Source organism: Vibrio sp. 10N.247.311.14, assembly GCF_041467715.1.
Lineage (GTDB): Bacteria > Pseudomonadota > Gammaproteobacteria > Enterobacterales > Vibrionaceae > Vibrio > Vibrio crassostreae_C.
Genome location: NZ_JBFSVE010000022.1, coordinates 1 through 18,166, shown reverse-complemented (window position 1 = coordinate 18,166; position 18,166 = coordinate 1). Strand labels below are relative to the sequence as shown.

The 18,166-nt window shown below is 45.6% G+C and carries 18 protein-coding genes; 13 read left to right on the top strand and 5 right to left on the bottom strand.

Going from position 1 to position 18,166, the window contains the following annotated elements:
- Nucleotides 1-27 precede the first annotated feature (27 nt).
- On the top strand, nucleotides 28-936 hold the full coding sequence (locus tag AB6F11_RS10175; protein WP_017069397.1) for a TIGR03899 family protein: 909 nt from the start codon (nucleotides 28-30) through the stop codon (nucleotides 934-936).
- Between the two features lie 163 nt (nucleotides 937-1,099).
- Here AB6F11_RS10175 and cysC read toward each other — a convergent pair whose 3' ends face one another.
- From cysC to cysD, 4 genes are all read right to left on the bottom strand, one after another.
- Complete coding sequence (gene cysC, locus AB6F11_RS10170; protein ID WP_017067555.1) at nucleotides 1,100-1,720, bottom strand: adenylyl-sulfate kinase; 621 nt, start codon at nucleotides 1,718-1,720, stop codon at nucleotides 1,100-1,102.
- Nucleotides 1,721-1,744: 24 nt separating this feature from the next.
- On the bottom strand, nucleotides 1,745-3,469 hold the full coding sequence (locus AB6F11_RS10165) for an SLC13 family permease (protein ID WP_102394288.1): 1,725 nt from the start codon (nucleotides 3,467-3,469) through the stop codon (nucleotides 1,745-1,747).
- Between the two features lie 65 nt (nucleotides 3,470-3,534).
- Nucleotides 3,535-4,965: a sulfate adenylyltransferase subunit CysN gene (gene cysN / locus AB6F11_RS10160; RefSeq protein WP_017058887.1), complete on the bottom strand. Its 1,431-nt coding sequence runs from the start codon at nucleotides 4,963-4,965 to the stop codon at nucleotides 3,535-3,537.
- 18 nt (nucleotides 4,966-4,983) lie between these two features.
- A complete protein-coding gene (gene cysD, locus AB6F11_RS10155; protein WP_226088532.1) occupies nucleotides 4,984-5,928 on the bottom strand; it encodes a sulfate adenylyltransferase subunit CysD in 945 nt (314 codons plus the stop codon).
- A gap of 414 nt (nucleotides 5,929-6,342) precedes the next feature.
- Between cysD and AB6F11_RS10150 the strand changes: the two genes are divergently transcribed.
- The 10 genes from AB6F11_RS10150 (at nucleotide 6,343) to AB6F11_RS10105 (ending at nucleotide 15,924) form a co-directional block, all read left to right on the top strand.
- Entirely contained in the window at nucleotides 6,343-8,319 is a 1,977-nt protein-coding gene (locus AB6F11_RS10150) for a bifunctional 2',3'-cyclic-nucleotide 2'-phosphodiesterase/3'-nucleotidase (protein WP_102394289.1), read from the top strand.
- Nucleotides 8,320-8,679: 360 nt separating this feature from the next.
- Nucleotides 8,680-9,267, top strand: coding sequence for a DedA family protein (locus tag AB6F11_RS10145; RefSeq protein WP_017100018.1), 588 nt, complete (start codon nucleotides 8,680-8,682; stop codon nucleotides 9,265-9,267).
- Nucleotides 9,264-10,397 carry an ATP-grasp domain-containing protein gene (locus AB6F11_RS10140; RefSeq protein WP_102394290.1) on the top strand — a complete coding sequence of 378 codons (1,134 nt, stop codon included), beginning with the start codon at nucleotides 9,264-9,266 and terminating at the stop codon, nucleotides 10,395-10,397. The genes AB6F11_RS10145 and AB6F11_RS10140 overlap by 4 nt, the downstream gene beginning before the upstream one ends.
- Nucleotides 10,398-10,416: 19 nt before the next feature.
- Entirely contained in the window at nucleotides 10,417-10,959 is a 543-nt protein-coding gene (locus AB6F11_RS10135) for a hypothetical protein (protein ID WP_048618622.1), read from the top strand.
- 2 nt (nucleotides 10,960-10,961) lie between these two features.
- Complete coding sequence (locus AB6F11_RS10130) at nucleotides 10,962-11,711, top strand: NRDE family protein (protein WP_102394291.1); 750 nt, start codon at nucleotides 10,962-10,964, stop codon at nucleotides 11,709-11,711.
- A gap of 12 nt (nucleotides 11,712-11,723) precedes the next feature.
- Complete coding sequence (locus AB6F11_RS10125; protein WP_102333018.1) at nucleotides 11,724-12,161, top strand: YHS domain-containing (seleno)protein; 438 nt, start codon at nucleotides 11,724-11,726, stop codon at nucleotides 12,159-12,161.
- Nucleotides 12,162-12,173: 12 nt separating this feature from the next.
- The gene (locus tag AB6F11_RS10120; RefSeq protein ID WP_102394292.1) at nucleotides 12,174-13,928 is read left to right on the top strand and encodes a lysophospholipid acyltransferase family protein; all 1,755 of its coding nucleotides are present in this window, start codon (nucleotides 12,174-12,176) and stop codon (nucleotides 13,926-13,928) included.
- Nucleotides 13,929-13,999: 71 nt separating this feature from the next.
- Nucleotides 14,000-14,515: a Crp/Fnr family transcriptional regulator gene (locus AB6F11_RS10115; protein ID WP_102394293.1), complete on the top strand. Its 516-nt coding sequence runs from the start codon at nucleotides 14,000-14,002 to the stop codon at nucleotides 14,513-14,515.
- A gap of 108 nt (nucleotides 14,516-14,623) precedes the next feature.
- Nucleotides 14,624-15,076: a GNAT family N-acetyltransferase gene (locus AB6F11_RS10110; protein ID WP_102394294.1), complete on the top strand. Its 453-nt coding sequence runs from the start codon at nucleotides 14,624-14,626 to the stop codon at nucleotides 15,074-15,076.
- A complete protein-coding gene (locus AB6F11_RS10105; RefSeq protein ID WP_102394295.1) occupies nucleotides 15,076-15,924 on the top strand; it encodes a DMT family transporter in 849 nt (282 codons plus the stop codon). The genes AB6F11_RS10110 and AB6F11_RS10105 overlap by 1 nt, the downstream gene beginning before the upstream one ends.
- Nucleotides 15,925-15,983: 59 nt before the next feature.
- Here AB6F11_RS10105 and AB6F11_RS10100 read toward each other — a convergent pair whose 3' ends face one another.
- Nucleotides 15,984-16,568 (bottom strand): LysM-like peptidoglycan-binding domain-containing protein, encoded by a 585-nt coding sequence (locus tag AB6F11_RS10100; RefSeq protein ID WP_102394296.1) that lies wholly within the window; start codon nucleotides 16,566-16,568, stop codon nucleotides 15,984-15,986.
- Nucleotides 16,569-16,781: 213 nt separating this feature from the next.
- Between AB6F11_RS10100 and AB6F11_RS10095 the strand changes: the two genes are divergently transcribed.
- Together AB6F11_RS10095 and AB6F11_RS10090 are read left to right on the top strand one after the other, a co-directional pair.
- Nucleotides 16,782-17,402, top strand: coding sequence for an FKBP-type peptidyl-prolyl cis-trans isomerase (locus tag AB6F11_RS10095; protein ID WP_008220519.1), 621 nt, complete (start codon nucleotides 16,782-16,784; stop codon nucleotides 17,400-17,402).
- 134 nt (nucleotides 17,403-17,536) lie between these two features.
- Nucleotides 17,537-18,031: a DUF2780 domain-containing protein gene (locus tag AB6F11_RS10090; protein ID WP_017058875.1), complete on the top strand. Its 495-nt coding sequence runs from the start codon at nucleotides 17,537-17,539 to the stop codon at nucleotides 18,029-18,031.
- The last annotated feature ends 135 nt before the right edge of the window (nucleotides 18,032-18,166 follow it).

Sequence of the window (18,166 nt, the reverse complement as noted above, 5' to 3'; positions counted from 1 at the left end):
TTTGAGTCGTCTCCTAACGGTACTCTTATGTCAAAAACCAAACAGCCAGTGATCATTGAGCATGCTAGCGACACACAGCATAAGCATGAGAAAAAGCCTCATATTGCCGACAGTGCCAGCAGAATGCTGCACATCGCACAAAGCTTCGGCCTCGATTCCTTAATTAGTCATAGTGCCAAGCCAAAGGATAAAGCTGAGAGTACGCTTATCGAACGGGCACTATTGCGAGAGAAAAAACGTAGAGAGCTTCGCCAAAAGAACCTAGAACAGATTCTAAAGTTGGCGCACTCTTCATGTAAGGATGAAGCGGCTGGAGACCCGGATCAGGACTGGCTATACCGTTTCTTCGACATGGCACAAGAGATCCACAATACATCGATGCAGAGGCTATGGGCTCAAGTACTGAAACGAGAAGTCACCAACCCAGGCTCGACGTCGATGAAGGCACTGCAAATCTTAAAAGACATGACGCCAAAGGAAGCACTGACCTTACAAAGAGCAGCTTCATTAGGCTGCAGTTTTGGTAGCGATAACAGCAGAAAGCTCTTACTCGGCTTTAAATCTCATGCTGGGCTATTCAACTTTGGCAAAAGGGACACCACCAACACCATCAACCTTGGTGGGCACAACCTGCCCTACTCCAGCTTGCTCCACTTGATAGAGCTCGGGATTATTCTGGGCACAGAATTAGAATCCGGAGAGATTGATTTCGATCCAGCCCTGCACCTAACCTATCAAGGTAAGAGCATGTCACTGGCACCATTATCAAAAGGCGTGAAGCTGGTTTACTACCGATTCAGCCCTACAGGCAATGAGCTTTGTACCTTGCTCGGTAACAAGCCAAACACGCAGTATTACGATCAACTGATTGCACTATTGAGCCAGAAATTCACAGTACAGACAGAAGTGAAAAGCAGCGTAAATTACACCGTCTAGACACTCGACGGAGCTAAAATAGACGGTGTAAAAAGTGAAGTATAGAGAGGAATAAAGAGAATCTAGAGGATAGGTTTCTTGTCTCGGTAAACTAAGGCTGCACTATTTATCGGTCGTGAATAAACAGATAAACAGCTGAGTAGCCTTAGTCATACCAACGATCTCAGTTGGCTAAGATATTTCGCTTCTCCAACGCATCAATACACAGTTCGACCAATTCATCGAGTGTCTTCTCACCTGCAGGTAGATCAATCTCAGGGTTCTGAGGCGCTTCGTACACTGAACTAATACCTGTAAAGTTCGGGATCTCTCCGGCACGTGCTTTCTTATACAGACCTTTAGGGTCACGCTGTTCGCAAACCTCTAATGGAGTATTGACGAACACCTCAAGAAACTCACCTTCCGGCAATAAATCTCTCACGAGTTGCCTTTCAGCTTGATGCGGAGAAATAAAGGCTGACAACACGATCAAGCCTGCATCTGCCATCAATTTAGCAAGCTCACCAATACGACGGATGTTCTCTCGACGATCTTGCTCAGAGAAGCCAAGGTCGCTACATAAGCCATGACGCACATTGTCACCATCCAATAAATAAGTATGGTAACCAAGCTGTGCCAAACGATTTTCTAATGCTCCAGCGACTGTCGATTTACCAGAACCAGACAACCCCGTGAACCAGAGCACGGCTGGCTTTTGTGATTTCAGATCCGCGCGAAATGTTTTATCAATCGAGTGTTGATGCCACACAACATTCTCATCTTTGGGTTTGAGTACTGCGGTCATAATTAGTCCTTTAAATAAACAGCATTAAAATGGGAAAAAATAAGGAATTAGGGTCAGCACCAAGCCCGAATATACAATCGAGATTGGAATGCCGATACGCAGATAATCCGTTAAATGGTAATTACCTACGCTATAAACAAGTAAGTTGGTTTGGTAGCCGTATGGAGAGATAAAACTGGCACTGGCACCAAACAGTACCGCCATGATGAACGGCATAGGGTCAACGCCATAACCTACTGCCATACTGTAGCCAATCGGAAATGAGAGTGCTGCAGCCGCATTATTGGTCACCAGCTCTGTCAAAACCAAAGTCATAAAGTAGGTAGCAACTAACGCACCGAATACGCCCCAGCCATTAAACGCCTCCATAAACATCAGCCCCATCCGCTCAGATAAACCCGATGAAATCATCAGTTGAGCAATAGAAAGTGCAGAGCCCACGATCACCACAATATCGACTGGGAAACGGCGGCGGAGCTCACCCAGTTGCACCACGCTAAATGCCACCAGCAACAGTAGAAAACCAGCTAAGCCTTTGATAATAGGTACTGCATCGATAAGGGCTAAACCAATCACGCTAGCAAAGCCGAGCAACACGAACGTCGATTTGTCGGCATCAAGCTTGGCACTCGAATCTAAGTCATTCATCAACACAAACTCTTTGTTGTGTTGTTGGCGCTGTTCTTCAAAGCGTTTACCTGGAACCAAAATCAAGGTATCACCAGCGGTCAATGTGATATTCCCTAGCCCACCTTCTAGGCGTTCATGGCCACGACGAATAGCAACCACAACCGCATCGAAACGATCTCTAAATTGGCTGGTTTTCAGGGTTTTGTTACAGAAGCTTGCCGATGAGCTCACTACTACTTCAACAAAGCTTTGTCCGTTAAGGTGGTGTTGACCAAACAAGGTTAGCCCTTGAATCTCTTGTAATGTCGCTACGCTCTCAACATCACCACAAAACAGCAGTCGATCACGAGCTTGGAGAATAAAATCAGGGTCAATAGACGCCGTAGTTTTCCCGTCTCTAATAACTTCGGCTAAGAACAGTTTTCTCAGCGCTCTAAGGTTGTTTTCACTGACACTGCGACCAACTAACGGTGAGCCGGGCTCAACCCTTGCTTCAAGAAAATACGGAAGGTCGTCCTGCGATCCATCATCGTAGCTAGGTAAAAAGTAACTCAGAGGAATAAGGATCAATACCCCACCGACCAAAACAGCTAAACCGATCAAAGTTGGCGTGAAAAAGTTTAAACTCGGCAGTCCTGCATCTTCAACAAAGCTATTAATGATCAAGTTGGTTGAGGTGCCGATCAATGTCAGGGTTCCACCTAAAATGGCAGCGTATGACAGAGGGATAAGCAGTTTAGATGGCGCATGTTGTTGATTGCGTTTGATTGCGCCGATCAAAGAGACAACCACCGCCGTATTATTAGTAAAAGAAGAAAGTAACGCTGTGGAAATACCCAACTTCGCGACCACGGTGCCTAGCCGGCCTTCAGAAATATTGCGGCTAACCCAACTGATTAAGCGAGTTTTCTCCAACGCACTTGATGCGAGGATAAGAAGAATTAAAGTCAGTAACGAGGAGTTAGTGAAGTTATTGGCTAAGCTCGACAAGTCGATCATGCCAGCCATAAAAGCAATAAACGCCGCGCCAGCAAATATAAAGCTTGGCTTAATACGGGTAACGAGCAGGCAAGTAATGATGCCGAGCAAAATCGCTAATACAAATCCTTGTTGCCACATATACCCGTCCTTTATGGCGGAAACGATCGGTTTCCGCCTAATTCAATAAGCTGTTACTTGGTCGTTTATGACTTCAGTAGTTGGCTTAGATCTTTGGCATCCCAATGAGGGAAATGTTTGCGAACCAATGCGTTGAACTCAAGTTCAAATGCAGAGAAGTTACCCACTTGCTGTTCAACAGAGTCCAAACGGTCTCGAATCAAACCTGCGCCAACCGTCACGTTAGTTAGACGGTCGATAACGATGAAGCCACCGGTATCGGCACTTTCACGGTATTTATCCAGCGCAACTGTCTCGTTCAATGACCATTCACACAAGCCAATGCCATTCAGTGGCAACTCATCAACGGCGTGAGTCGACAGGTTGTTGATGTCGTATTGGTGACGAACGGTTTCAACCTGACCGACGGTTTTCTTGCCTGCGATCTTGATGTCATAAGCTTTGCCCGGTTGTAGTGGTTGCTCTGTCATCCACACGATGTCAGCCAATACGTGGTTAGTAGATTCAATCTGAGCGTTTTCCAACACAATCAAATCACCACGGCTGATGTCGATCTCATCTTCAAGGGTCAGCGTTACTGCCAAGCCCGCTTGCGCAGACTCCAAATCACCATCAAAAGTTACAATGCGTGCAACCTTAGAGGTTTTACCCGACGGCAGCGCCTTGATTTCATCACCGACACTGACACGGCCAGAGGCAACGGTGCCAGCAAAACCGCGGAAGTCTAAGTTAGGACGATTGACGTACTGAACTGGAAATCGGAATTCACCTGCCGAACGCTTTTGGTCAATGTCGACGTTCTCTAACACTTCTAGCAGAGATGGGCCTTCGAACCATGCAAGCTCTTTACTTGGTGCAGCAACGTTGATGCCTTCAAGCGCCGATACTGGCAAGATCTGAATATTGGTTTCGCCTTCTAGGTTTTCTGCAAACTCTAGGTATTCATCGCGAATTTCTTCAAAACGATCTTGCGCGTAATCCACGAGATCCATCTTGTTTACAGCAACGATGAAATGCTTCAAACCAAGCAGGTTAGAGATAAACGAGTGACGACGTGTTTGATCCAGAACGCCCTTACGAGCATCAATCAAGATCACCGCCAGATCACACGTTGAAGCGCCTGTTGCCATGTTGCGCGTATACTGCTCATGCCCAGGAGTATCAGCAATAATGAACTTACGTTTTTGAGTCGAGAAGTAGCGGTAAGCCACATCGATCGTGATCCCTTGCTCACGCTCAGCCTGCAGACCATCAACAAGCAGTGCCAAATCAGGTTTCTCACCTGTCGTTCCCACTCGTTGGCTATCCGAGTGAACCGCCGCTAGCTGATCTTCATAAATCTGTTTTGTATCATGGAGTAAGCGACCGATTAGCGTACTTTTACCGTCATCTACCGAGCCACAAGTTAAAAATCTAAGCATAGATTTATGCTGATGCTGACTTAGATAACCTTCAATCCCTAGTTCAGCCAATTCGGCTTCTACTGCACTATTCATTTTTCTTTCCTTAGATTCTTAGAAATAACCTTGGCGCTTTTTCAGCTCCATAGAGCCCGACTGATCATGGTCAATCGCTCGACCTTGACGCTCACTAGACGTCGCCACCAGCATCTCTTCAATAATGCCCGTTAGCGTATTCGCCTCAGATTCAACCGCTCCGGTTAATGGGTAACAGCCTAAAGTACGAAAACGAACGCTTTTCTCTTCAATCACTTCACCTTCTTGCAGCTCCATACGGTCATCATCAACCATGATCAGCATGCCATCACGCTCAACTACAGGGCGTTTGTCTGAAAGGTAAAGTGGAACAATATCGATGCTCTCTAGATAGATGTATTGCCAGATATCGAGCTCAGTCCAATTAGATAGCGGGAAGACACGAATGCTTTCGCCCTTATTAACCTGACCGTTGTAGGTGTGCCAAAGCTCTGGACGCTGGTTTTTTGGATCCCACGTATGGTTCTTATCACGGAAAGAATAAACACGTTCTTTCGCACGAGATTTTTCTTCATCACGACGCGCACCACCAAAAGCCGCATCGAACCCATACTTGTTTAACGCCTGCTTAAGGCCCTGTGTTTTCATGATGTCAGTGTGCTTCGAAGAACCATGTACAAATGGGCTACAACCCATCTCAATACCTTCTGGGTTCTTATGTACTAAAAGGTCGAAGCCGTACTTTTTAGCCGTACGATCACGAAACTCAATCATCTCGCGGAATTTCCAATCCGTATCTACATGCAATAGCGGGAATGGAATCTTGCCTGGATAAAACGCTTTGCGAGCTAAATGAAGCATCACAGAAGAATCTTTTCCGATGGAGTACATCATCACTGGGTTATCAAACTCAGCCGCTACTTCACGGATAATATGAATACTTTCCGCTTCGAGCTGTTTTAGGTGGGTTAAACGTTCTTGGTCCATTTCAGTGCTTCCTTTAAGGCTCGCGTTACGAGCAATTCATTACTTGGTCTTGCCAAGCAAGGGATTTAACTCATCCACTTGAGTGAATGGGAGTATTGGCACTAGAAGAAAACAGAAGCTTCGTTTTGAGCTATCCTTGCTATTCATCTGCCTGATACGTCCTTGATATAGGCATTATGACGAGCCTCTCATATTACTGGAAATTCTAAAATTTCATTTTTTATTCGAAAAGCTGATAAGGGATTGAATTTACCGATAAGCAGGTGAAATGAATGGACTAATATTATCGATATCAGTTGCGCATTGATTGAGCAGCTTTGGGAGGCGTCTTGCAGAACACCATAAAGTAATCGATCTAAGTCACGAATTAACATTCGTTGTAATCATTGTTTCATTCGGTTTTGTTACATTACGCAACGAATTTTCTACTATCCACTTTGGAGCTACAAAATGAAAGTTGCAATGAAACCTTTGTCATTGGCTGTACTTGCGGGTCTTGGTTTGACTTTAGCAGGCTGCACAACAACACCAGATACCGATGAAGTGATTAAATTACGTGTCGTAGAAACGACGGATATCCATACCAACCTAATGGATTACGACTACTACAAAGACAAGCCATCGAAAAAAATCGGCTTAGCACGTACTGCAACTTTAGTAAAAGAAGCTCAAAGCGAAGTAACCAACAGCGTTTTAGTTGATAACGGTGACTTGCTACAAGGTAGCCCAATGGGTGACTACATGGCAGACAAAGGCATCGAAGCTGGCGAAGTTCACCCTGCATATAAAGCAATGAACCAACTAAGCTACGACGCTGCAAACCTAGGTAACCACGAATTCAACTACGGTCTTGAGTTCCTAGAAGAGTCTATCAACGACGCTGATTTCCCGTACATCAGTGCTAACGTTTACGACGCAGAAACCAAAGAACACTACTTCACGCCTTATATCATCAAGACGCACACGTTCGAAGATACTGCTGGCGTAGAGCACGAAGTAAAAGTGGGTTACATCGGCTTTGTTCCACCACAAATCATGACGTGGGATAAGAAGAATCTAGAAGGCAAAGTGATCGCTCGCGATATCATTGAGACGGCTAACGAGTTAGTGCCTCAAATGAAAGCGGAAGGTGCAGAGGTTATCGTTGCTATCCCTCACTCAGGCGTATCAACTGACCCATACAAAAATGGCGAAGAGAACTCAACGTTCTACCTATCTGAAGTAGACGGCATCGATGCGATCGCATTCGGCCACTCTCACGCAGTTTTCCCAGGTAAAGGTTTTGATGACATTCAAGGCATCGACAACGAAACTGGCACAATGAACGGCGTTGCGGCAGTAATGCCTGGTCGTTGGGGTAGCCACGTTGGTGTTATGGATCTAACACTTGCACAAAAAGACGGTAAGTGGGAAGTTGTTAAAGGCCAATCAGAAGCGCGCCCTATCTACGACAAAATCGAGAAGAAATCTCTTGCTGCAGCTGATGAAGGCATCGTAACAGCACTAGAAAAAGACCACGCTGGTACTCGTGAGTTTGTTAACCAACCGATTGGTAAAGCAGACGATGTGATGTACAGCTTCTTGTCTCTAGTACAAGACGACCCAACAGTTCAAATCGTTAACCTTGCACAGAAAGATTACGTTGAACAGTTCATCCAAGGTGACCCTGACCTAGATGGTACGCCAGTACTTTCAGCAGCTGCACCATTCAAGGCCGGTGGCCGTAAGAATGACCCAGCGAACTTCACTGAGGTTGAATCTGGTCAACTGACATTCCGTAACGCAGCTGACTTATACCTTTACCCGAACACACTAGTTGCGATGAAGGTAACAGGTCACGAAGTAAAAGAGTGGCTTGAGTGTTCTGCTGGTCAATTCAACCAAGTTGATGTTAACTCAACAGCACCACAACAGTTGATCGAGTGGGAGAACTTCCGCACTTACAACTTCGATGTTATCGACGGTGTTGATTACCAAATCGACGTAACTCAACCTGCGAAATACGATGCAAACTGTAAAGTCGTTAACCCTGACTCACAGCGTATTGTTGGCCTAACTTACCAAGGTAAGCCAATCGACATGAAGCAAGACTTCCTGATCGCAACCAACAACTACCGTGCATACAGCGCTAAGTTCCCAGGCACAGGTGAAGACTTCATCGCATTTGATGCACCAGATGAGAACCGTACTGTTCTTGCAAACTACATCTCTCGCGTAAGCAAAGAACAAGGTCAAGTGAGCCCAAGCGCAGATAACAATTGGTCATTTGCACCAATCAAAACGGATAACAAGCTAGATATCCGCTTTGAAACATCTCCAAGCGACAAAGCAGCAGAGTTCATTAAAGAGAAAGGTCAATACCCGATGAAACGTGTTGCGACTGACGATGTTGGTTTTGCTGTTTACCAGATTGACCTAACTAAATAGATTGCTTAAGTAATCCATAGTTAACGTTCTGAAAGGCTGAGTTTTACGACTCAGCCTTTTTCTTTTCTTCTAAATGTTCAGCCCAAAGCCCTAATTTTCGAACGACAAACTCTCGTTCAACCCGCTTCCAAATGCCACGCCTTCAGCTTCAAAACAGCAGTCAAACAGCAGTCAAACAGCAGTCAAACAGCAGTCAAACAGCAGTCAAACAGCACGACTCAAACCACCAATTGAATGAATCCAACACAAAAAAACACTAATCAGCTGTAAGTTTTTATCTGCTCCTCCTGTCTATTTAATTTACCACACTCAATGAATGGTGGTTAAGCCATTCATCTATAGGATAGATAAGGGCATTTAATGAGCACCGTCGAGAGCATTCAAGCATGGTTACATTCAGGGGAGGAGTCGCTGCTATGGCTGATGCTTGGCATCATCGCGCTTTCTTATCTGCTTGAAGATCTTGCGATTGTTACGGCGGCAGGTATCGCGACTCAAGGTCTAATACTTCCTCAATATGCGCTGCTTGCTATTTTCATCGGTATTGCCACGGGTGATCTCGGTCTTTATTACCTGGGTAAATCAGGACGTTACTTCCGAGGTGTTCGATATAAAGCCCTCACTAATAAGTACTTTCGTTCGCTTCGTACCAAATTACGTCAGAACGCATTCAGCAGCCTTTTTGTTATCCGCTTTATTCCCGGGCTTCGTACCGTCGGCTTTACCTTAAGTGGCTTTTTCGCCATCCCACTGCCTACTTTCTTGTTTGCCGTGATTAGTGCCACTGCGCTCTGGACTGGCATTGTCTTCTCTGCCATCTACTATTTAGGGACATCAGCGTGGCTGCAAGCCTCTGAATATCAATGGATCATCATCCCGTGTGCCATCGCTTTGCTGTTTATCGGCAATCGATTAATGAATAGAACCTACTCTAGAGGATTATCATGAGTTCACCGCAAGATATTCGCATCATTCCAGCACATCAAATTAATGCAGGCATGCCTTTGCTTGAAAAAGATACCGTGCGCAGCGTCTCTCCTTATGAGTTTCTTCCAACTTGGTTCTTCTACACGCCAGTGGTGATTCAAAGCCTGATGCAAGGGTTACGGCACTTTGACTGGGCACTGCCGCTCATCGCCAACCCAAGCATCAAGTTAAGCGGTATGGTAGGCGAATCAAAACACGAGATATTAAGCCTTGCCGGATCTTCAAGTCAGCGTTGGATCTCTCCGTTTATCACCCTCACCAAAACGGATCTCAACGGTAAGAAACAAGCCGAAGACGCACGCAGCGCACTCATACAAACGGATCTTGATTTCCCTATCGTGGCTAAGCCGGATCTTGGCTGTCGAGGTGTTGGCGTTAAGCTGATCAACAACCAAGTTCAACTTGAGCAATATGTCGAATCTTTCCCAAATAATGCTCGCTTTCTACTGCAAAAAAAGGCGCCTTATCAAGCCGAAGCGGGTGTTTTCTACGTTCGTTACCCAAATAAAAAGCAAGGTGAGATCATCTCGATCACACTCAAATATGCGCCAATGGTGATGGGTGATGGCAAGTCGACACTCAAGCAGTTAATTGAAAACAGCCCGCGCGCTGGGCAGCTCAGTCACCTGTATCTACCAAGGCATGAAGATAAATTGGATCACGTGCTCGCAGAGGGCGAAGAGTTCCAACTCGCGTTCGCAGGTAGCCATAGCCGTGGCTGCATCTTCCGCGATGGCAATCAATACATCACTCGGGCTTTAACTGAACGTTTAGACGAGATATTCGATGACTTCGATGGTTTTCATTTTGGCCGACTCGACGTCAAGTTTAAGGACATGCACAGCCTAATGAACGGCGAGGATTTCACGATCCTTGAGGTCAATGGCGCAAGCAGTGAGGCTGGGCATATCTGGGATCGCAACACACCGCTGCGAGAGATATTTTCTACGCTACTACTGCAATACCGCATTCTTTTTGATATTGGCGCTCAGCAAAAACAACGAGGCCACCAATCCCCTTCTTTCAAGAGCTTATTTGCGGCGTGGCAAGAAGAGCGACGTCTTGTTCAACAATATCCGACTACCGACTAACTTTTCACGAGGATCATGAATGAACCCCATAGCCCAGCCGAGCGCCCTTACTTCTTTCTCTCCTAGCATCAAGGGAGCGGTAGAGATATTGAATCAGGGTCTAGAGTTTTTGTTAGCGATTTCTGACAGCGATTACCTAACACGAGCAAAGCCACACGTTACAAGCTCTATCGGTGAACATACTCGTCACACACTGGATCTTTTTCACGCCTTGATTTTAAAAGAGGATGAGACCGTTGATTACAACACTCGTCGTCGTGGTCATCCTGTCGAATACGACCGCTCTATTGCAGTCAAAGAGATCCACTATGTGATCAACTGGCTTGAACGATTAGACCGTCGAGATCTCGAAGCGCCTATCATGATCCAAACCGAGGTTTCGATGGATGCTCAAGTGTTCGCAAGCCTGCCTTCAACGCTCGAAAGAGAGGTCACCTTTGCCGCACTGCATGCCAATCATCATTACGCGATGATCAAGGTGATCACCACCTTCCTAGACGTCGAGACCTGCAACACCTTTGGTTATGCCCCAACCACCAACAGCTATCTGAGGGAGCAATAATCATGTGTTCAGTATCTTGGCTGCTTGAAGAGAATGGTTATCAGGTCTTTTTTAATCGTGATGAACAAAAGACGCGAGCACTGGCAATGCCACCCAGACAATATCGAGTCAACGGTGTCGATATCATTATGCCACTCGACCCAACTGGCGGCGGTAGCTGGATAAGTATTAATGAGTTCGGGCTTTCGCTATGCCTACTCAATAACTATCAAGGCACAGTGCCCGTTGGTCCTTTAGTAAGCCGCGGTTTGCTACTTAAAAACCTATCATCGAGTCGTAATATCAGTCAGCTATCTGAAGCGTTTCACAAGCTATACCTACACTCTTTTGCCCCATTTACCTTGCTAGCTTTCGCGCCCAATCTAACCCAACACAATGGTCTGGTTATCGCCTACATGTGGGATGGTATTCAACAGAAAATAGTCGACACTGATTCTCCACTCTTCTCATCCGGTGTTGATTTAGAGCGAGTGCAAGCCTACCGACAAGCAAAATATGATCAGCTCATGGCGGCAGGTAAGAATCAACAGAACTTACTGATGTTCCACTCTCACCATCACAATGAGCAACCTCATTTAGCGACCTGTATGCATCGCGAAGACGCACATACCGTGAGCTTTACACACTTACGTAACCTGCATGGTCAAGCCTCTATGTTTTATGCACCCGGCTCACCATGCGAACCCATTAAACCATGTCAGATAAATCAGCAGCGCTTTACCTTTGATTTATCACCCGCAATCAATCTATAGATGGAGTCCATCATGAGAAAACTATTCACCATGGTTCTGCTACTTGTTAGCCCGTACGTATTTGCCGCCGATGAAATCTACACTGGTTTCTTTAGCAGTAAGGCGCTCGATGGCTACGATACCGTCGCATATTTCACTTCCGGTAAGCCCATTGAAGGCAGTAAAAAATTCAGCACTGAGTACAAAGGGGCGGATTGGTATTTCTCTTCTGAAAAGAATCTGACTTTATTTGTTAATAATCCTGAAAAATATGCCCCTCAATATGGTGGCTATTGCGCTTGGGCAGTATCAGCGAAGAGCGACTTTGCACCGAGTGACCCACATCAATGGACGATTGTTGATAACAAGCTTTACCTCAACTACGACCAAGAGATTAAGCAGCGCTGGGAACAAGACCAAGCACAGCATATTCAACAAGCCGATAAAGTTTGGCCGCAACTGATTAAGTAAGGTAATTTCATTATGATTGATAGTCCTTTTCGTTTACCACGTTACACGCCTTTTGGTTTAGGTGAGTCTGTTGTCGAGTGGGCAACTGGGCTATCTAAGCTAGACCGACTCTACCAAGATCGTAAAAACGAGTTATCTAGCTTCGAATTCATGAATTACACTCTGTCGGCGCTCAATATCGACTACTCGGTTGCATCGGGAAGCACGGAAAACATCCCGGAAGAAGGGCCTGTCGTGATTGTGGCGAACCACCCGCTTGGCGCCATCGAAGGCGTGATCCTTGCCGATCTCGTAGGATCAGTAAGAAAGGATGTGAAGGTGCTGGCCAATGAGTTACTTAAGCGCCTGCCTGAACTGGATGATCTTTTCATCGGTGTCGATGTCTTTAACAGTAAAGAATCGAAACGCACCAATGCCAAAGCGATTCGAGATGCCAATCGTCATTTGGCTGATGGTGGACTATTGATTGTATTCCCAGCAGGTGAAGTATCAAGCTACCGTAAAGGGGCAAAAACACTGACAGACATCGAGTGGAGCAAGTCGGTAGCGAAATTCGTCAAACGTCACCAAGCCACCACGGTACCTATCTTTATCAATGGCAAGAACAGTGAGCTTTTCTATCAAGCGGGTCGTGTTCATCCACTGTTGAGAACCGCTCTACTCGGGCGTGAACTTCTTAATAAACAAGCGACAACTATCTCTATCTCGATTGGCTCATCGATTCCATATTCAGAGATAAAATCGTTTGAAAAAGAGATGGATATCGTCAACTACCTACGACTTAATACCTATCTAATGAGTCAACAAGACAGCCCGAGCACGCCCATCCACGCACCTTCTTTTGATACCCAAGTGATTGCGCCTATTCCGCCAGAAGTGTTGGCAATAGAGGTCGATTCTCTTCCGGAAGATATGAAGTTACTTGAGCAAGGGAACTTTGAGGTCTACTGCACACCAAGCCAATCCATTCCTAACTTAATGCGCGAGATTGGTCGAGTAAGAGAAGAAAGCTTTAGAGAAGTCGGAGAAGGCAGCGGGCTGGCCTGTGATTTAGATGAGTATGACCTTTACTACCATCAACTGTTTGTGTGGAATAAAACCAAGGCAGAACTGGTTGGCGCGTATCGACTCGGTATGGTCGACAAACTCATCGCTGAGCACGGGCTTGATCAGCTCTACTCTCGTAGCCTGTTTAACTACAACCAAGAATTCATTGATACTCTAGAAAACAGCATTGAGCTTGGGCGATCGGTAGTAAGTAAACCTTACCAAAAGAGCCTGAACTCACTGTTACTATTGTGGAAAGGCATTGCGACCTTTGTGTCTCGTCACCCTCAATATACCCATCTGTTCGGCCCAGTCAGTATCAGCAATGATTACAGCCACAATGCGCGTCTGTTGATCGCGACCACGTTATCAATCCACCATTATGATGAGGAAAAGGCGAATTTGGTTTCACCTTCGTCACCACTCAATACCAGCAGTCATGTGTTCTGGCAAAATCACCTGCTCTCTTCACTGGCGAGTGTGCCTCTGCTCTCTAAAGTGTTAGCACGCATGGAGCAAGGTAAAGGCCTGCCGGTACTGCTGCGCCAATATCTAGGGATGAACGGTAAACTGGTGTGTTTTAATGTCGACCCATCGTTTAATGATGCCTTGGATGGCTTGATTGTGGTGAACCTTAAGAAGGTTCCATTGAAGACCTTAGGTAAATACATGGGCAGAGAACTTGCTCAAGATTACCTAGAGCAACACGCACGCCTCTGATTTATCCTGCTCTGTACCTCTATCCAAATAAGTGCGATGATTTCGGCACTTATTTGGGATAGGTTATTTTCATGCACACCTCTTTTATCGAACAACTGCAAAGCTTCGACTTCTCTGAAAGCCAGATTGAATCTCTACTCGCTGTCGCCAAGCCACTTGAGCTGCCAACCAGACACATCTTGATCAATCAAGGTGAGATGGCGAGTTCAATCTACTTTGTACTTGAAGGCTTGTGCCATGCCTGCTACCTCACTGATGATGGTAAGCAATACAGCAAAGAGTTCTATTGGGAACAAGATTGGATCATCGGCTTTGAGAGTCTGATAAAGAACCAAGCCTCTCCTTACCTATTAGAAACGCTGACACCCATCACCATGTTAGAGCTGCCAATGAATGCGGTTATCGAGTGGCGTGCATCAAATAATCCTTTGTATTTAAAGCTGTTAGAAACACAACTGATGCATAAGGAAAACAAAGAACGCTTCATGCTGCTCTATACACCAGAGCAACGCTATCAGCTGTTCTGCGAGCACTATCCCGACCTTGAGCAGCGCTTGAACGACAATCAAATTGCAGCCTACCTATGAATAACCGCAATCAGCCTGAGCAGAATTAAAGGTCGAATTAACAATAGTTAATGCCAACAGTCATCGCGCATAGTACATTCAGAGCATCGATAATCTCTGGATGTAAACATGATCACTTGGCACTCAATTCCTTTTTCTGAACTCTCAACACAACAGCTTTATCAACTACTTAAATTAAGAGTCGATGTATTTGTGGTCGAGCAGACTTGTCCTTATCCAGAGCTGGACGGTAAAGATACACTCGCGGGTGTTGAGCACCTGCTTGGCTATGCTGATGAAGAGTTGGTAGCGTGTGCACGTTTATTACCACCAGGTACCTCTTACGACAACACCAGCATCGGTCGAGTCGCAACCAAGCAATCGGCAAGAGGTGGTGGCTTGGGGCATCAATTAATCAAAGAAGCATTAACACGCTGCGAGGATCTTTGGCCAAATACGGCCATTGATATTGGCGCGCAGCAACACCTAGAAAACTTCTATGCGAGCCACGGCTTCAACACCATCTCGGATATGTACCTCGAAGATGACATTCCTCATATAGACATGAGATTAGAAAAATAATGACGAATATCACTGCCGGTATTCTATTGTTGGTTGCAGGTAACTTGTTTGCCTCGCTTTCCGACGTAGCGGTAAAGCTGTTAAATGGCGAAGTACCGCCCTTACAGTATATTTTTTTCCGACAGTTGATATCTCTGCTCATCATCACCCCTTTGTGGCTACAGCAGAAAAAAGAACAACGGCGCTTACAGCAGGCTAAGGTAACCTTCATTCGAGGTCAGTTAATTCTGATCGGCAGTGGGTGCATGGTGGTCGCGATCACTCACTTGTCTTTGGCAACCGCCAACGCAGTATTTTATGTCGCGCCTTTACTGATGTTGCCGCTCTCAATGTTGCTATTGAAAGAGCAACCGGCACTCGGCAAGGTTATCGGCACAACCATAGGTTTTATTGGTGCATTGATTGTCTTGAGGCCATCACAATTTCATTGGGCGGCACTGTTTGCTTTGGGGACAGCACTCACCCTAGCACTATTTAATGTACTCGTAAGAAAGCTTCCTAGTGAGCAAAGGGTGGTCACTACGCTGTGGTGGACAACCTTATTCTCTATTCCAGCCTCATTAGTACTGTGCTTCTTATACTGGCAGCCAGTGTCTGTGGAGCATTTGGGATACATAGCCCTGAGTGCGACGCTAATCTTAAGTTACAACGGCCTTGCGGTTGCTGCCTATCAAAAAGCACACTCTAGCCAAATTGCCTTGGCTGAGTATTCAGGATTGGTGTTTGTCGCGCTAATAGGTGCAATATGGTTCGATGAGATTCCGGATACATTAACCTTTATCGGAATCATGCTTATCATCTTGCCACTCGCCCCTTTCAAGCGACCAAAAAAAAGAGCTAATGCTTAGCTCTTTTCTATCGTTTATCTGTGTCTGGTGAAGCGCTTTAACTCAGGCTCACTATTCATCTACTTACTGCGACCAAAGCCACCATCGGATAAGCGGAAGAACATCACCGAAGTGTCGCCTTTCTCTAGCTGAAGAATGTCCAACTGCCCAGTTTCAGCAAGTTTGAAACGAACCAGCTGGCCTTTACGAATCTGACTGAGCGGCTTATCTGCACCTTCAATTCGCACTAACGCATTCAAGTCAGACAATGGCAAATCGTTGTTTCGAAAAACCTGCGCTAACGTATCCCCTTGCTTAACAAGGTACTCCTGCCAATTTTTGTTACTCGGTTCTAATGAGCTGTTCTTGGCATTTTGCTGTTCGCTTAAGCCGACGGTGCTTATTTCAAGCTCAACGCGCGATGTTGTTGGAGCTGTGTCTACTTTAGGTTCTGGTAGCGGCACAAAAAGTAATATCAGTACGATCGGAGAAATCACCATCAACAGTCTTTGGTGTAACTTCGGCAATGAACCCCAAGTTTGCGCTGTCGAGGTTTTCATTTTCTTCACATCGATCGAACTCAATTTCTCTTTGACCTGATTCAGTCGATCCTTGAATTCTGCTAAGTGGTCAACTTTCTGTTTTTTCTTTTGACGACGATTCATACCACTGCGTCCTATACATTGAATAACTACAGTATAAAAACCAAAGTACCAACAGTATAGATCTTTCCGTCACAACAAGGCCCAAAGCGAGAAAATTGACATGGCTGTGATTTGGGCACGGTAAAGCGCAAGTGATCAGGGACTAGCCGTTTCTTCACGCTGCTAATACTGGTATTCTTACCCTTTTCGTACTGACAAAAAGAGTGACTTTTCATGTCTGAAGTAAAATTTGAAACTGTAGAGCAAAAAGCTAGCTACGGTATCGGTCTACAAATGGGCCAACAACTTGCTGGTTCTGGTCTTGAAGGCCTAAACGTTGACGCAATCGCTGCTGGTATCGCAACAGCTCTAGTTGGCGACATGCCAGCTATCGAAGTTGACGAAATCAACAACGCACTACAAGAGCTACACACTCGCGGTGAAGCTGCACGTCAAGAACTAGCTAAAGCTGCTGCTGCTGACGGCGAAGCTTTCCTAGCTGACAACGCTCTTCGTTCAGAAGTAACGGTTCTTGAGTCTGGTCTTCAGTACGAAGTACTAACTGAAGGTACTGGCGAAATCCCAACTGCAGACAAGCAAGTACGTGTTCACTACCACGGCGAACTAACTGACGGTACTGTTTTCGACAGCTCTGTATCTCGCGGTCAACCTGCTGAATTCCCTGTAACTGGCGTAATTCAAGGTTGGGTACAAGCTCTACAAATGATGCCTGTTGGCTCTAAGTGGAAGCTATACATCCCTCAAGATCTAGCATACGGTGAGCGTGGCGCAGGTGCTGCAATCCCACCATTTGCTGCTCTAGTATTTGAAGTAGAACTTCTAGCTATTCTTTAATTTTTATAAAAACCTTTAGTAAAACAAAATACTATTGGCAAATAAAATTGAAATAATCCAACGGCGATGTGACTACATCGCCGTTTTTCGTTTATAGTGAAAGAGTAAATTACTTTATTACTTAAGGACGAATAATGAAGAAAGTACTCATCACAGTTTTAAGCAGCCTTGCTGTTGTCTCTTGCGCTAGCACTAGCGACTCTGAACAAACCAGTTCATCATCAGATACCAACTATTCCCAACTATCACAAACTGCACTAATGGCAGCAGTGAATATGTGGTCTCAGCAGAACGAAACAACACCACTTGTGGATACGGTAGCTGACCAAGCTTCTGTTACCAGCGACCAAGCAGTTGGCGGTATTGGTTCAATGTTAGCCCTTGCACAAAACTCTCTTGGCACAGCCGACAACAAAGAACTCGCGACACTTATTCCGGGTATGTCGAGCCTTGAGTCTACTGGTCTATCATCGCTACTAAGCTCACAAGGTGCCGTTGAAAGTGCGTTTTCTGGATTAGGTATGGATCCATCAATGGTTACAACATTTGCACCCATCATTCTTCAAGCATTGCAGTCACAAGGTGCGACGAGCGGCCTGATGGATTCACTTTCAGCTATATGGCAATAAGCGTTAGTTATTAATAGCTAGCTTAAAATTTGATAAGGGCACTTCGGTGCTCTTTTTTGTGCGTGGAAGAAAAGATATTTGAGATACGAGATACGAGATACGAGATACGAGATACGAGATACGAGATACGAGATA